The 13,892-nt window shown below is 56.5% G+C and carries 12 protein-coding genes; 6 read left to right on the top strand and 6 right to left on the bottom strand.

The window, feature by feature from the left end:
* From ACR0ES_RS06780 to ACR0ES_RS06760, 5 genes are all read left to right on the top strand, one after another.
* Window positions 1-1,095, top strand: a complete 1,095-nt coding sequence (locus tag ACR0ES_RS06780) for an ABC transporter permease (protein WP_267363837.1) — start codon at window positions 1-3, stop codon at window positions 1,093-1,095.
* Entirely contained in the window at window positions 1,095-2,063 is a 969-nt protein-coding gene (locus tag ACR0ES_RS06775) for an ABC transporter permease (protein WP_480558827.1), read from the top strand. The genes ACR0ES_RS06780 and ACR0ES_RS06775 overlap by 1 nt, the downstream gene beginning before the upstream one ends.
* Before the next feature lie 90 nt (window positions 2,064-2,153).
* Window positions 2,154-3,077, top strand: coding sequence for a sulfite exporter TauE/SafE family protein (locus ACR0ES_RS06770; protein ID WP_480506749.1), 924 nt, complete (start codon window positions 2,154-2,156; stop codon window positions 3,075-3,077).
* Window positions 3,078-3,168: 91 nt separating this feature from the next.
* Window positions 3,169-4,089, top strand: a complete 921-nt coding sequence (locus ACR0ES_RS06765) for a sulfite exporter TauE/SafE family protein (RefSeq protein ID WP_480475128.1) — start codon at window positions 3,169-3,171, stop codon at window positions 4,087-4,089.
* 2 nt (window positions 4,090-4,091) lie between these two features.
* Complete coding sequence (locus tag ACR0ES_RS06760) at window positions 4,092-4,859, top strand: TIGR02186 family protein (protein WP_480483180.1); 768 nt, start codon at window positions 4,092-4,094, stop codon at window positions 4,857-4,859.
* Between the two features lie 3 nt (window positions 4,860-4,862).
* Here the strand turns inward: ACR0ES_RS06760 and ACR0ES_RS06755 are convergent, their stop codons facing one another.
* The 6 genes from ACR0ES_RS06755 to ACR0ES_RS06730 all read right to left on the bottom strand — a co-directional run bounded on the left by ACR0ES_RS06755 (window position 4,863) and on the right by ACR0ES_RS06730 (window position 11,771).
* Window positions 4,863-5,591, bottom strand: a complete 729-nt coding sequence (locus tag ACR0ES_RS06755) for an SDR family oxidoreductase (protein ID WP_480554204.1) — start codon at window positions 5,589-5,591, stop codon at window positions 4,863-4,865.
* Window positions 5,579-7,120 carry an ATP-dependent DNA helicase gene (locus ACR0ES_RS06750; protein ID WP_480506746.1) on the bottom strand — a complete coding sequence of 514 codons (1,542 nt, stop codon included), beginning with the start codon at window positions 7,118-7,120 and terminating at the stop codon, window positions 5,579-5,581. Before ACR0ES_RS06750 ends, ACR0ES_RS06755 begins: the two co-directional genes overlap by 13 nt.
* A 60-nt stretch (window positions 7,121-7,180) precedes the next feature.
* A complete protein-coding gene (locus ACR0ES_RS06745; RefSeq protein WP_267363827.1) occupies window positions 7,181-7,819 on the bottom strand; it encodes an acyl-homoserine-lactone synthase in 639 nt (212 codons plus the stop codon).
* A gap of 82 nt (window positions 7,820-7,901) precedes the next feature.
* A complete protein-coding gene (locus tag ACR0ES_RS06740) occupies window positions 7,902-8,621 on the bottom strand; it encodes a helix-turn-helix transcriptional regulator (protein ID WP_209506490.1) in 720 nt (239 codons plus the stop codon).
* A 367-nt stretch (window positions 8,622-8,988) separates the two neighbouring features.
* Window positions 8,989-10,272 carry a crotonyl-CoA carboxylase/reductase gene (gene ccrA / locus ACR0ES_RS06735; protein WP_480475116.1) on the bottom strand — a complete coding sequence of 428 codons (1,284 nt, stop codon included), beginning with the start codon at window positions 10,270-10,272 and terminating at the stop codon, window positions 8,989-8,991.
* A 134-nt stretch (window positions 10,273-10,406) separates the two neighbouring features.
* Window positions 10,407-11,771 carry a 1-acyl-sn-glycerol-3-phosphate acyltransferase gene (locus ACR0ES_RS06730; RefSeq protein WP_480773320.1) on the bottom strand — a complete coding sequence of 455 codons (1,365 nt, stop codon included), beginning with the start codon at window positions 11,769-11,771 and terminating at the stop codon, window positions 10,407-10,409.
* 51 nt (window positions 11,772-11,822) lie between these two features.
* Between ACR0ES_RS06730 and ACR0ES_RS06725 the strand changes: the two genes are divergently transcribed.
* Window positions 11,823-13,883 carry a methylmalonyl-CoA mutase family protein gene (locus ACR0ES_RS06725; RefSeq protein WP_480869948.1) on the top strand — a complete coding sequence of 687 codons (2,061 nt, stop codon included), beginning with the start codon at window positions 11,823-11,825 and terminating at the stop codon, window positions 13,881-13,883.
* Window positions 13,884-13,892 lie beyond the last annotated feature (9 nt).

The raw sequence follows: 13,892 nt of genomic DNA, 5'->3' as shown, positions 1-13,892 counted from the left end.
ATGGAAAAAATGCCTAAATGGGCCGATGTCGTTCTGATCCCGCTGATCAGTCTGATGCTGGCCGCTATCCTGTCGGCGCTGGTCATCCTCGCCATCGGAGAAAACCCCGTCGAAGCTGTTAAGCTGATGGTTTCGGGCGCGTTGGGGTCAACCTATGGCTGGGGCTATACGCTCTATTACGCGACGAATTTCATGTTTACCGGTCTTGCGGTCGCCGTCGCATTCCACGCCCGCTTGTTCAACATCGGTGGCGAAGGTCAGGCGATGCTGGGCGGTCTTGGGGTGGCCATGGTTTGCCTTTACGTCGACTGGCCGCATTGGAGCATTGCATTGCTTGCGGCCTGCGCCGCATCAATGCTGTTCGGCGCGTTTTGGGCCGCTATCCCGGCCTATCTTCAGGCCAAGCGCGGCAGCCATATCGTGATCACCACGATCATGTTCAATTTTATTGCCGCTGCCTTTCTGAACTACATGCTGGTCAATGTCATGCGCCCGCAAGGGTCGCAGGACCCGGCAACCGCACGGTTCCCCGAATCCGTCCATCTGCCAACATTCCAGTCAATGTTCTCAACCGCAGAGAACGTGGTGTTCCGGGGGGCTCCGGTAAACATTACGTTCTTCATCGCTTTGCTGGCCTGTGTCGTCGTCTGGGCGCTGATCTGGCGGACCCGGCTGGGCTATGAAATCCGTGCTTACGGCCACTCAGAAACCGGCGCGGTCTATGCCGGCATCTCGCCGGTTCGCATTACCATTGTTGCGATGCTGATCTCGGGTGCGCTGGCAGGTCTGATGGCCATCAACAACGTTATGGGCGAGGCGGAGCGCCTTGTCCTGAACTCGACCGAGGGTGCTGGGTTCATCGGGATTGCAGTGGCCCTTATGGGGCGATCACATCCTTTCGGCGTATTGCTGGCCGCGCTTTTGTTCGGGTTCCTGTATCAGGGCGGGGCCGAGCTGGCACTGTGGGCATCGATCCCCCGCGAACTGATCGTGGTCATTCAGGCGCTGGTGATCCTGTTCACTGGGGCACTGGACAACATGGTACGGATGCCGCTTGAGAAACTGTTCCTTGGTATGCGGAAGAGGGCAGAGTAATGGACTTCTTTGTAACCCTCATCCAGGTTCTGGATTCGACCATCCGCCTTTCCACGCCGCTTTTGCTGGCCTGTTTGGCCGGTCTGTATTCGGAACGGGCTGGCATTTTCGACATCGGGCTGGAAGGTAAGATGCTGGTAGCCGCGTTCTTTTCTGCGGCTGTCGCGGCGGTTACAGGGTCAGTCTGGCTGGGCCTGCTGGCTGGTATCGGATCGTCACTGGTGCTGTCAGGACTGCACGGGTTGGCATCGATAACCTTCCGGGGCAACCAGCTGATCTCGGGTGTCGCCATCAACTTTCTTGCCTCGGGCCTGACGGTGCTTGTCGCCCAAAGCTGGTTCCAGCAGGGCGGTCGCACGCCCTCGCTCTTTGGTGGCGGCCGGTTCGAGCCTATCAATTTTCCATTTTCCGACGCGCTCGGAGGGGTTCCGATTGTCGGCCCGATCTATTCCGAACTGCTCTCAGGCCATTCCATCCTTGTCTATGTCGCATTCCTGATGGTCCCAGCGACATGGTGGGTGCTCTTCCGCACACGGTTCGGCCTGCGCCTGCGAGCTGTGGGTGAAAACCCGGCAGCGGTCGACACAGCAGGCGTGTCCGTGGTTGGCCTGCGCTTCGCAGCCGTCGCGATCTGTGGTGTACTTTGTGGTATTGCAGGTGCTTACCTGGCAACGGCTTTGCAGGCTGGGTTCGTCAAGGAAATGACCGCTGGTCGTGGCTTTATTGCGCTGGCCGCCTTGATCTTTGCCAAATGGCGCCCGTGGCACGCCATGTGGGCCTGTTTGCTGTTTGGCCTGCTTCAGGCGGTAGCACTTCGGTTCCAAAACATCGATCTTGGCGGCGTAGTGATTCCGGTCCAGGTGATGGACGCCCTGCCCTATATCCTGACAGTTGTTATTCTGGCCGGTTTTGTCGGCAAGGCCGTGCCACCACGGGCAGGCGGAGAGCCCTACATCAAAGAGCGCTGATAAGGCCAGTTCCGAATGGAGTTTCAGTCCTGTTCGCTGCAAGGCGGCATGCAGAGTTGATTTTGCATGCCGCAACCGTTCTAAGAGGGTATGCACGTATACCTTCCCATAGCCGAAGTTTCTGTCAGCCCATTCCTGCTGTTGGGGATCGGTGGGGTCGTCGGTGTTTTATCTGGCATGTTCGGTGTCGGCGGAGGATTTTTGATCACTCCGCTGCTGTTTTTTATCGGCATTCCCCCGGCGGTTGCCGTTGCGACATCAGCCAATCAGGTTGTCGCTTCTTCCATTTCGGGATTGCTGGCGCATCTCAGGCGCAAGACCGTGGACCTGAAAATGGGAAGCGTTCTGCTGACCGGAGGGTTGTTTGGCGCGGCCCTGGGTATGGTGGTTTTCAATTTTCTCAAGCATCTCGGACAGGTCGATCTGGCTGTACAGATTTGCTATGTCGTGTTTCTGGGGGCCATCGGAACCCTGATGTTCATTGAAAGCCTTGCCGCCATCCGAAAAGCCAGAAAGTCCGGGAATCAACCTGCCCCCAAGCGACGCCAGCGCACATGGGTTCACGCACTGCCCTTCAAGATGCGGTTTCGGGCATCAAGCCTGTACATCTCGGTCATACCACCTGCACTGGTCGGGTTTGGTGTTGGCATCCTGTCGGCGATCATGGGTGTCGGCGGCGGGTTCATCATGGTACCCGCGATGATCTATGTTCTTGGCATTCCGACAAAAGTGGTTATCGGGACATCCCTGTTCCAGATCATTTTCGTCGCCGGTTTCACAACCATGATACATGCGTCGACAAATTTCAGCGTCGACATAGTGCTTGCCCTGTTCTTGTTGCTTGGCGGCGTTCTGGGCGCGCAATTGGGGACGCAGATCGGTGCACGTCTGAAAGCCGAACAGCTGCGCATTTTGTTGGCGTTGCTGGTCATAGGCGTTGCCGGAAAGATCGGATTTGACCTTCTATTGCCGCCGTTGGAGATCTTTTCTCTGGCAGAGCCTGGAGGGGTATGATGTTGTTTTCCCCGTACCACGCGACAATAACCGCTCTTGAATTCGAGTTTGATAGAAGGCAAGCCAAGACCCAGCGCAAAGTGACGGTATCATGCATATTTACCTGCCCATAGCCGAAGTCTCGGTAAATGCATTTCTACTCCTTGGTCTGGGTGGAATGGTTGGAATTCTGTCGGGGATGTTCGGGGTCGGCGGCGGGTTTCTCATGACGCCGCTGCTGTTTTTCATTGGCATACCACCGGCTGTTGCGGTTGCGACAGAGGCCAATCAGATTGTTGCATCGTCCTTTTCCGGGGTGCTGGCCCATTTTCGACGAAAGACCGTTGACCTCAAGATGGGTACGGTTTTGTTGACAGGCGGTCTAGTCGGGGCTGCATTGGGCGTTGTTGTCTTTAACTATCTAAAAAGCCTAGGCCAGGTCGACCTTCTGGTAACCCTTTGTTACGTGGTCTTCCTTGGTATCATTGGCAGCCTGATGTTCATCGAAAGCTTGAGGGCGCTGCGCAAAGCCAAGAAAGGCGGGGCAGCGCCAGCCAAGCGCCGCCAACGTGGCTGGGTTCATTCGATGCCCTTCAAGATGCGCTTTCGCACATCAGGTCTTTATATCTCGGTCATTCCACCGGTTGTAGTTGGTCTAAGCGTCGGGGTCTTGTCCGCGATTATGGGGGTCGGTGGCGGCTTCATCATGGTCCCGGCGATGATTTACCTGCTGGGAATGCCCACGAAAGTCGTTGTCGGCACATCGTTGTTTCAGATCATCTTCGTAACCGCATTTACCACGATGCTGCACGCGACCACCAACTATACAGTGGACATTGTCCTGGCGGTATTGCTGCTGGTCGGGGGCGTCATTGGCGCCCAGATCGGAACCGTAATCGGTTCGCGCATGCCGGCAGAACAACTACGCGTTCTGTTGGCGGCGCTGGTTCTGGTCGTCTGCGGCAAGCTGGCCCTTGATTTGCTTCTTGAACCATCCGAGCTTTATTCGCTTGGCAACAGCGGGGGGCATTAAGAATGCTGCGCTATGTCTTTGCCGCTTTGTGCCTGTTCTGCCTGCCCGCCGCAGCCGATGAAGAGCAGGTCGTCCTGGGCCTCAGCCAGGATCGTGTTGCGATCACTGCCGACTTTGACGGGTCTGAGATCCTCATTTTCGGGGCCATCAAACGGGAATCACCCATTCCGCCAGGCCCACCAGTCGCGGTTATTGTAGCGGTTGCAGGCCCGTCCGAGCCCGTAACGGTTCGCCGCAAAGAGCGAAAGCTTGGGATTTGGGTAAACACCGATAGCGTTCTGGTCGACCTGGCACCAAGTTTCTACGCAGTTGCCACCAGCGAACCGTTGGATCAAATTCTGACCGATACCGAAGACCTGCGTCACCGCATTTCGATCGAACGCGCGATCCGGTCGGTCGGAGCGGCGATGCACATCCGTGGTGCTCAGGATTTTGCAGATGCCGTGATCCGTATCCGTGAATCTGAACAGCTGTATTCCATCCGCGAGAACACTGTGGCCGTGGACGAACAAACCTTGTTCCGGACGTCAATTGACATGCCTGCGGACCTGACCGAAGGGGATTACTCAGCTCGGATCTTCCTGACCCGCGGAGGAGAGGTTGTATCGCAATACGAAACCAAAATCGACGTCCGCAAAGTCGGGTTGGAGCGGTTTCTGTACAATATGTCCCGTCAGCAACCCGTTTGGTACGGGCTGATGTCATTGGTTATCGCAATTGCCGCGGGTTGGGGCGCGTCGACAGCGTTCCGTCTGTTGCGGGAAAACTGACACTCACCCCCTGCCGATATAGGGCATGGTCGTGGCCATGACCGTCATGAACTGCACATTCGCTTCGGGCGGCAGGGTGGCCATATGCAGAACGGACCGCGCGGCATCTTCAACCGCCATGGTTGGGTCCGGCGTCTGGCCTGCCGCCTGCGCCGCATCCACCAGATCCTGAACCATCTGCGTGCGTGCGTTGCCGATATCGATCTGACCACATGCAATTCCAAAGGATCGTCCATCCAGTGAAAGGCTGCGCGTCAGCCCCGTAATGGCATGTTTGGTCGCCGAATAATGTACAGAATTCGGACGCGGAACATGCGCTGCAATCGATCCGTTATTGATGATCCGCCCGCCCTGCGGGCTTTGATGACGCATGATCCCAAAGGCCTCACGCGCGCATAGAAACATACCGTTCAGGTTGACGTTGACGGTTTGATACCAATCGTCCAACGCGATTTCGTCGATTGTGCCCCCGCGGGCAAAAATACCAGCGTTGTTAAACAGAACATCAAGTCGCCCTGTCCGATCCATGAATACGTGGAACGCCTGTTTGACTGCGTCCGGGTCGGTCACATCGGCGGGCATTGCTATGGCCGCCGGGTATTCTTGCGCGAGGGCATTCAGCTTGTCCGCGCTGCGCGCCAGCAGCCCGACCGTCCAGCCCTGCGCCAGAAAAAGCTCGGCGGTGGCCCGACCTATGCCAGAGCTTGCACCAGTTACGATTATGGAACCCATGTCTCTTCTGTCTCCAGTGTGAGTGAAACTGCGGGGACCGCGCGCAAATCATCAATCTGCAACGGGTGGGTGGGTTTCGACAGCCGGTTACGGACCACCCAGATCAAACGCTCTTGAGCGCGTGTGATCGCAACATAAGCCAAACGCTTCCACAAAGGTTGCCCAGCCTCGGAACGGCCCATACGGGCCGCGGCGTAAATGTCAGGGGCAAACACCTGAACCGTGTCCCACTGTGATCCTTGTGCCTTATGTATCGTCACCGCAGCCCCGTGCAAAAACGTCGCCCCCATACGGGCAGCAAAAGGAATGAAGGGCTCTTCCTCATCCGGTTTTTCGATCTGGACAATCGACGCAGCGCTGACCTGTGGGTCTTCGGCCCCCATCACATGCAAGCGCGAAAACCCCGGTTTGCGACCGGGACCAAGATAAACAACCTGGGCTCCTTTGATCAGGCCGCGCGCCTCAAGATCCAACCGCTTCTTGCGGTGCTTCAACGGCAACTCGATCCCGTCGCAGATCAGCGGCTCGCCTTCCAAAAGCTCCGTATCCGGTGCACCATGAACCTGCCTGAACGCCTGTATCAAACGAATGCGCGTGGCGTTGCGCCAGACCAGAACCGGGCTGCGCGCCATCAGATCAACTTCGACCCGCTGCCCCCAAACGACCCTGTCATCCCGCCGGGCAGTGTCTTCGACCAGACGTTCAAATTCTTCAAATCCCATCGACGGATCGGCAAGAGCGTGCGCCAGATCCAGGATCGGGTTATCTGCATCCTGCCGATGCACACGCTGAAGCGTCAGCTTTCGCGGTTCGGGCAAGGCTTCAAACACCATGCTGCCGGACTGATTGACCGGAGCCAGCTGTGCGGGATCACCGAACAGTAGAAGGGTCGGGAATATCTCTTTCAGGTCCTCGAACTGACGATCATCCAGCATCGACGCCTCATCGACAAACCCGATATCCAGCGGTTCCTCACGGCGTTTCCAACCGGTAATGAAATCTGAACCGCGCAATCCGGCTGCGGCCAGCGCTCCGGGTATCGATTTGTTGTTATGATAAAACGCAGCAGCACGGTCCAAAGCTTCGTCTGTCAGACCTTCGATCTCGGGACGCTCATCATTTCCGGCCAGCCACTCGGCGATACGCTCGTATTCCGGGTCATAAACCGGCGTATAAAGGATGCGGTGAATAGTAGTTGCCGGAACACCGCGAAGGCGCAGAACACTTGCGGCCTTGTTCGTGGGGGCCAGAATGGCAAGGCTGCGCTTGTCTCTGGATTTCCGGCTTTCGTAATCGCCGGACACGACCTGAACGCCGGTCTCCGCCAGCGCTTTGTAAAGTTCGGCCAGTAGCAACGTTTTGCCGGACCCGGCCTTGCCGATGACAGCCATCACGCCAGACTTCCCTGCCCCCGGCAGTTTCAGAAGGGCATCGTCCTCCAGGTCGACACCGGCTGAGCGCAGCATCTCAGCGATGCTGTCATACGCGGCGGCCTGATCATCTGAGAAGGTCACGTTGGGCAAAGACATGGCGCGACCCTACAGGGCCGCGCCAACCATCACCAGATGCGGAATTGCGTTTTCCGGTCCTTAGGCAGACAAGGCAAATCGGTGCAGTTTGGATCGCCCGAAAGCCGCCTTGAACCACATGCGCGAAAGCTCACGCGGGATGCCTGCCCGTTCAGCCACGCGGTTGCAATCATCCGCTGAATAGGGCCACAACCCAACCGAGATCTGGTCACGCCCTTTGCCTTGGGTTCCAAGAACCTCGGGGGACGACCCGATCAGACGATAGATCCGGATCATACGGGCATCAAAAACACCGGCAATATGCGTCAGGCCAAAGCCTTCCATCATCTCGCCCCCGCTTAGCATGATGGCCCCGGCAGTGTGCGGGCTGGCTGTGCGGGACAGGCAGAACCGGGTCACCTCCCAGATCAGCGGGCTGCAAATCGGCTTGCCGCCGTTGAGATGCCCAAACACCTCATTGATCATTACCCGGCCTGTTGTCGGCAATACCCGCATCGACCCGCCATGGCTGCCATCCGGTTCTTCCCAGATGACATAAAGCGGGTTGAGGTCGTCGTACTCATCCCGCTCTTCTCCTTTTTTGTTGACATGGACATCCCACCCCAACCGGGTTTTGAACTGATCTGCGCGATCCTTGAACATCCCCTCAGCCAGAGTCGGAAATCTGTGTAACTCATCGGCATATAGATAACGCAACATGACTTTTCCCCTTGTCGTCCTGTGCAGGAACGAAGGGGGTACAGAGTCGTGGTTAATATTGCGTTTTGAGTACGCTCTGCCCTTAAACCACTATTAATCCCCGGCTGAGTGCCGTTGCGATTGCGTGGGTCGTGTTAAGGGCTCCGAGTTTCGATCGGGCGCTTTCAATGTAAACGCGTAGCGTGTGTTCGGAAATCGACAGGGAATGCGCCACCTGAGCACGGCTGTAACCCAGTGCCAAAAGGGTAATGGCGTCGATTTCACGGGGTGACAGGCCGCGCGTGGCATCCGGTTGCCTGTCCTTTTCAAACTCCAGCGCTTTGCGGTTGATGTAGTGCGCAACAAGAATCAACTCACGCCCGTAGGTCGAGATAAAGGTCTGCCAGGTTTGATCGTCGCAGCTGTGGTTAACGGTAAAAAGAGCGAACTGACCGTTTGGCCCTCGGATCGGGATCGAGTATCCCTGATTGCCGACCCCATGGTCGTGGGCATCCTGAAGGAATGATTTGGCCACCTTGCTGGACCAGTCCAGCGACTTCCAGTCAACCGGGTGAAATCTCTGGAAACACCCCAGAATTACAGGGTCGATACGATGATAGTTTTTTTCCCTGTATCGTTCGTCCCAGGCGTCTGAGTATGTCGTATACCCGTATTGGTCACCTGCGCCGTCAACCCAGTGATATGTCAGATGTGCAACCTTCAAAGTGTCTCGCAGACACTCGGCGACGATGCTGAGCTCTTCAAGCGTGCTGGTGTTTTCCAAATCCTGCAGGATTTGACCCAAATCGGTTTTCGTTCCCATCCGCGGGCGCCCGTGCCTCGTTCTTCAGGGACGCGATCTCGGCCGCGGCAATCAGCCTTGTATCATCAAGCTGTTCTGCAAGCGCGCTCAACCCATTCGCAACGGCGAAAGCGTTGAGGTCCGATAGTACGTCCAATATCCACTCATTTTGCGCCATCAGGGTCTCTCTGAAACAGTTAACGAAGCGTTAACACAACCATAACATGTATGAACTTTTTCGACCTATTCACCGGTTTCTACTCCCCAAAAATAGCGGGGGTAAAAATCGCAAGCATCTGAAAGCATGAAATAGGCCTGCAAACAGCAAACCACCCGCGAACTGACAGTGCGATTCGCGGGTGGTTTTTGTCTAAGGTCCTGAACTTTATCAGCCTGCGTCCAAAACCTCCTCAAGGGTGCGCAATCCGGTACGCGGTGCCTGAACAAGCACAGACATGTTGCCCGGCTTGTGTTCATTCCGCAGCATTTTCATATGTGCTTCCGGTAGGTCGTTCCAGGCAAACACCTCGGACATACAGGGATCCAGGCGGCGCTCGACCATCAGCTTGTTCGCCGCCGCCGCCTGTTTCAGATGGGCAAAATGCGAACCCTGCAGGCGTTTCTGGTGCATCCACATGTAACGCACGTCGAATGTGCAGTTGAACCCGGACGTCCCCGCACAAATCACAACCATGCCGCCTTTTTTCACCACGAAAGTCGAGACCGGGAAGGTGCTCTCGCCCGGATGCTCGAACACCATGTCGACGTTGTTGCCCTTGCCGGTGATGTCCCAGATTGCCTTGCCGAATTTGCGGGCCTCTTTGAACCACTCGGCGTATTCGGGCGTATTGACCGTGGGCAGTTGACCCCAGCAATTAAAGTCGCGGCGGTTCAGAACCCCCTTTGCGCCCAGACCCATGACGAAATCACGCTTGCTTTCGTCCGAGATCACCCCGATCGCGTTTGCCCCGGCTGTGTTGATCAACTGGATAGCATAAGATCCCAGACCGCCCGAGGCACCCCAGACCAGAACGTTCTGACCCGGTTTCAGGTCATGCGGTTCGTGACCAAACAGCATACGATAAGCTGTCGCGAGTGTCAGCGTGTAGCAGGCCGCTTCTTCCCAAGTCAGGTGCTTGGGGCGCGGCATCAACTGCTGAGCCTGCACGCGTGTGAACTGGCTGAATGAGCCGTCAGGTGTTTCATAGCCCCAGATCCGCTGGCTGGTCGAATACATTGGGTCGCCGCCGTTGCATTCTTCGTCGTCGCCATCGTCCTGGTTGCAGTGGATGACAACTTCGTCGCCAACCTTCCACCGCTTGACCTTGTCACCAACGGCCCAGACGATACCCGATGCATCAGAACCCGCGACATGGTACGGTGCCTTATGGCCATCAAAGGGGCTGATCGGCTGGCCCAGTGCAGCCCAGACACCGTTGTAATTAACGCCTGCAGCCATCACCAGAACAAGCACCTCATTGCTGTCCAGCGTGGGTACATCGACCACTTCCTGCTGCATCGCAGTGTTTGGCTCGCCATGGCGTTCCTTTCGGATGGCCCAGGCGTACATTTGTTTCGGGACATATCCCATCGGAGGGATCTCACCCATTTCATAGAGGTCTTTTTCGGGTGCCTCATACGACGCGATACCGGTTTCGGTGTCCAAAGCCATGCTGGCCTCCTTTTTCAATACTTTTGCCGCGACGCAGAATCGCGCGCTTTATCAGATGAAATATTGGCCATCGCGAAATATTGCAACCGTTTTTGATGCAAATTTGTAATTTTATGACCCAGCAGTTGCAGAAATTATTTTGCATCCGCAGAATCAAGGAGGCGCGCTGCCACCGGTACAGATGCTGCATAATACTCCAGCAGATCACCGCGTTGCCCAGATGCAGAAAGAATATGCCCCTGCCGCTTGAGTATCCGTCGTTCAATCAACTGGTCCAATGCGCTTGATATGGCCAATGCATTGTCTTGGGTCTGCTTACCGTCGCGTTCCATCATCGCCTGAATAGAGGACCGCAGTTCCTGTTCCGCCATCGGCCCATTGTCACGTATCAGCAAACAGGCCGCAGGGGCCGGGACCAACGGGATCGCGTTCTGGATACGCTGCATCAATGTACGCGCCAGATCGGTCATCATGTCGTCACTACCCTCGGCCCGGAACTCTTTCAGAGAAATCGGCAGCCCGTACCGGACCGATGCCAGCCCAAACCGCTTGTAGCGCCCGATCACTCGCCGCCAGATCTGTTTGAGAATCCAACGCGTGATGACCCCGATCCGCGCCCGGAAACGACGTTCTGTTCCCAACGCCGCGCGGGTCAGAATGGTGTCTTCAAGCACGCGATCATAATTCAAAGCGACGGGAACGAATACAACATCACGCCCCTGCGACGTCGTCCCATCCATTATGTACTTGAGCAATCCAAGCTTTGGGCGGGCGAGCGCTCCTGTCAGGCTTAAACCACCTTCTGGAAACATGGCTTGCGTCACACCGGCTTCGGTCGCATGGCGCACATAGGTGGACAAAACCTGCCGGTAGAGCTCGCTGCCTGACTTGCGCCGGATAAAGTAAGCACCCATTGCACGGATCAACCGGCTGAGCGGCCAAACCCGAGCCCATTCTCCTACCGCGTAGGATAAAGCAGAATGCGGGGCCGCCAGATATGTAACCAACACATAGTCCATGTTGCTTCTGTGGTTCATCACAAAAACAACGGTTGCATCAGGGTCGATGGTCCTGACCGAGTCTTCGTCTTCGTAGCTAAGCCGCACCTCGTAGAACGTGTTGCTTAGCAGCCGGGCCAAACGGATCGCAAAACTGAAATAGGCGAAGGCGGAAAAGGACGGCACGATTTCGCGGGCATAGCGGCGTGCTTGTTCGGATGCGACGGCTTCGGGTATTCCGGTTTCAAGGGCGTGATGCTGGACCGCTTTACCGACCTGTGGATCATAAATCAGCCGTTGAATCATGTCGTGCCGACGGGCCAGCTTGAACGGTTGGATCGGACGTTGCAGGCGCTGGTTCAAACGCGCCACGGCACGTTCCAACCGACGGCGGAAGAACCATCGGACTGACGGGAACAGGAAATGTGAAGCGAAAGTAACCATGGCAAAGACCACGATCAGCACAAAAAGCCAAAGCGGAAGTTCCACGGTTTGCGTCATAGCCGCACCTTGCCACCAATCGCAGCTGCTCACAATCTGAACAATTGCAGGATGCCGCAACGCAGCGAATTGACTTGTCCCGAAAATTGCGCTTTAGAACCCATAGACGTAATTTTATTGCCCACCGAAACGCGAGGCCCCTTCATGACGCAGATGCAGAAAGATCGCCCCTGGCTCATCCGGACCTATGCCGGTCATTCTACCGCCAAGGCCTCGAACGCGCTATATCGTGGCAACCTCGCCAAAGGGCAAACCGGTCTTTCGGTAGCCTTCGATCTGCCCACCCAGACCGGATATGACAGTGACCACACGTTGGCACGTGGCGAAGTTGGCAAGGTCGGGGTGCCCGTCTGCCATCTGGGCGATATGCGGGTTTTGTTCGATCAGATTCCGCTGGAACAGATGAACACGTCAATGACGATCAACGCGACCGCCCCTTGGTTGCTTGCCCTTTACATCGCCGCAGCCGAGGAACAAGGCGCTGACATTTCCAAGTTGCAGGGCACAGTCCAGAACGACCTGATCAAGGAGTATCTGAGCCGGGGCACTTATGTCTGTCCGCCAAAACCGTCGCTGAAGATGATCGCGGACGTGGCCGAGTATTGCTATTCCAATGCCCCCAAGTGGAACCCGATGAATGTGTGTTCCTATCATTTGCAAGAGGCTGGCGCGACACCGGAACAAGAACTTGCTTATGCGCTGGCAACAGCCATCGCCGTGCTGGACGAATTGCGCCCACGAGTACCTGCCGAGGATTTCCCCGCGCTTTGCGGCCGGATTTCCTTTTTTGTGAATGCTGGTATCCGCTTTGTCACTGAAATGTGCAAAATGCGCGCATTTGTCGATCTTTGGGACGAAATCCTGCAACAGCGATATGGTGTCGAGAACCCAAAGTTCCGCCGCTTCCGCTATGGTGTGCAGGTGAACTCTCTGGGGCTGACCGAGCAACAACCTGAGAACAATGTCTACCGCATCCTGATCGAGATGCTGGCCGTAACCCTGTCGAAGAATGCACGCGCCCGTGCGGTGCAGTTGCCTGCCTGGAACGAGGCGCTTGGCCTGCCACGCCCCTGGGACCAGCAATGGTCCATGCGGATGCAGCAGATTCTGGCCTATGAAACTGACCTGTTGGAATTCGATGACCTGTTCGATGGCAACCCTGCCGTTGATGGCAAGGTCGAAGAATTGAAAGCAGGCGCGCGGGCAGAGCTTGCGAATCTGGATGCGATGGGCGGTGCGGTTGCATCAATCGAGTATATGAAATCCCGCCTTGTGGATTCCAACGCTGAACGTCTGAACCGGATCGAACGCAACGAAACTGTGGTCGTCGGCGTGAACAAATGGATGGAAGGCGAGGCTTCGCCCCTTCAGACCGAAGATGGCGGCATCATGGTCGTTGATCCTGCGGTAGAACAGGAACAGATCGACCGCCTGAACGCGTGGCGGGCTGAGCGCGACGAAGCGGCTGTTACAGCGACCTTGTCCGCGTTGCGCCAGGCGGCTCAGACAGGAGCGAACGTCATGGAGCCGTCCATTGCCGCTGCCAAGGCGGGTGTGACAACCGGGGAGTGGGCCGAAGAGATGCGCAAGGTTTTCGGCACTTATCGTGGCCCGACCGGCGTTTCCGGTTCGGTCTCGAACAAGACCGAAGGGTTGGAGGACCTGCGCGCGGCGGTTGATGCCGTCAGCGACAAACTGGGACGGCGCCTGAAATTCCTAGTTGGAAAACCGGGGTTGGACGGCCATTCCAACGGCGCCGAACAAATCGCGTTCCGTGCCCGCGACTGCGGCATGGATATCAGCTATGAGGGTATCCGGCTGACCCCGGAAGAAATTGTCACCTCAGCCCGCGATGATGACGCACATGTCATCGGGTTGTCGATCCTGTCCGGTAGCCATCTGCCTTTGGTCGAAGATGTAATGGATCGGCTGCAAAAGGCTGGCCTGTCTCACATTCCCGTGGTTGTCGGCGGAATTATTCCGGATGAAGATGCCGCAAAATTGAAAGCCATGGGTGTAGCCAAGGTTTACACCCCCAAAAACTTTGAACTTAATGCGATCATGAGCGATATTGTAACGCTGGTTGACCCCAAAAACCTCGCAGCCGAGTAACTGAGGTTT

The sequence above is a fragment of the Ruegeria sp. N7 genome (assembly GCF_056531345.1).
Note: the sequence above shows the minus strand (reverse complement) of the source record. Positions and strands in the feature narration are given on the sequence as shown.

What these genes read in the sequence shown, in the direction of transcription:
- ACR0ES_RS06770 (WP_480506749.1), top strand. Translation starts at nt 2,154, where the DNA reads ATGCACGTATACCTTCCCATAGCCGAAGTTTCTGTCAGCCCATTCCTG.
- ACR0ES_RS06760 (WP_480483180.1), top strand. Translation starts at nt 4,092, where the DNA reads ATGCTGCGCTATGTCTTTGCCGCTTTGTGCCTGTTCTGCCTGCCCGCC.
- ACR0ES_RS06755 (WP_480554204.1), bottom strand. Translation starts at nt 5,591, where the DNA reads ATGGGTTCCATAATCGTAACTGGTGCAAGCTCTGGCATAGGTCGGGCC.
- ACR0ES_RS06740 (WP_209506490.1), bottom strand. Translation starts at nt 8,621, where the DNA reads ATGGGAACGAAAACCGATTTGGGTCAAATCCTGCAGGATTTGGAAAAC.
- ACR0ES_RS06750 (WP_480506746.1), bottom strand. Translation starts at nt 7,120, where the DNA reads ATGTCTTTGCCCAACGTGACCTTCTCAGATGATCAGGCCGCCGCGTAT.
- ACR0ES_RS06725 (WP_480869948.1), top strand. Translation starts at nt 11,823, where the DNA reads ATGCCGCAACGCAGCGAATTGACTTGTCCCGAAAATTGCGCTTTAGAA.
- ACR0ES_RS06730 (WP_480773320.1), bottom strand. Translation starts at nt 11,771, where the DNA reads ATGACGCAAACCGTGGAACTTCCGCTTTGGCTTTTTGTGCTGATCGTG.
- ACR0ES_RS06745 (WP_267363827.1), bottom strand. Translation starts at nt 7,819, where the DNA reads ATGTTGCGTTATCTATATGCCGATGAGTTACACAGATTTCCGACTCTG.
- ccrA (WP_480475116.1), bottom strand. Translation starts at nt 10,272, where the DNA reads ATGGCTTTGGACACCGAAACCGGTATCGCGTCGTATGAGGCACCCGAA.
- ACR0ES_RS06775 (WP_480558827.1), top strand. Translation starts at nt 1,095, where the DNA reads ATGGACTTCTTTGTAACCCTCATCCAGGTTCTGGATTCGACCATCCGC.
- ACR0ES_RS06765 (WP_480475128.1), top strand. Translation starts at nt 3,169, where the DNA reads ATGCATATTTACCTGCCCATAGCCGAAGTCTCGGTAAATGCATTTCTA.
- ACR0ES_RS06780 (WP_267363837.1), top strand. Translation starts at nt 1, where the DNA reads ATGGAAAAAATGCCTAAATGGGCCGATGTCGTTCTGATCCCGCTGATC.